Origin of the sequence: Cobetia sp. SIMBA_158, from assembly GCF_046566945.1 — a bacterium.
Taxonomy (GTDB): Bacteria; Pseudomonadota; Gammaproteobacteria; order Pseudomonadales; family Halomonadaceae; genus Cobetia; species Cobetia amphilecti.
Map to the genome: position 1 here is coordinate 1 of NZ_JAWJYL010000053.1, position 486 is coordinate 486.

The following is a 486-nucleotide window of genomic DNA, read 5'->3' on the forward strand; positions in this document are numbered from 1 at the left end:
CATAGCCTGGTTGATCTGATGGGTAATCGTGTTTGTCGTCGGCAAAAGTTGCTTTTATGGCTTTTGTAACCGGAGTAACTTTATTGTTAGCTAATTCTTTTAGTTGTATTTGGTTGTCAGCAAAGTAAGCCGCAAATAAGCCATTAGGAGAAAGAGAAGGTCTAAAAGGGCTGTTAGTCACAATAGGAGTTTGCTTGCCTGTATTAATGTTTACAGCGTAGTAATCTGCAAAAAAGCCGCCATACATTATTTTTTCTAAATAGGGAGTATTTGACAAGCCCAGTAAGGAAGTATCGCGTTCTGTATTAAGAGCAACACTAGGCATTGCAGGGGTACTTAGTTGAACCACTTTTTGTGAATTTACATGGTATACGGCTTCGTAGTGACGGTGCTTATTAACCGCGTTCCATTGCTGTTTTTCTCGTGGTTTTATCTCTGGGTCTTTATTATGCCAAACATCCAAGCCTTTTTGATCGCGAATAGTGG

The 486-nt window shown here is 39.9% G+C and carries 1 protein-coding gene; it reads right to left on the reverse strand.

Annotation, left to right across the window (positions count from 1 at the left end; genetic code table 11):
* The coding region (locus tag R2R70_RS18920) for a DPP IV N-terminal domain-containing protein (protein WP_410978736.1) at positions 1-486 on the reverse strand (486 nt) is incomplete at both ends.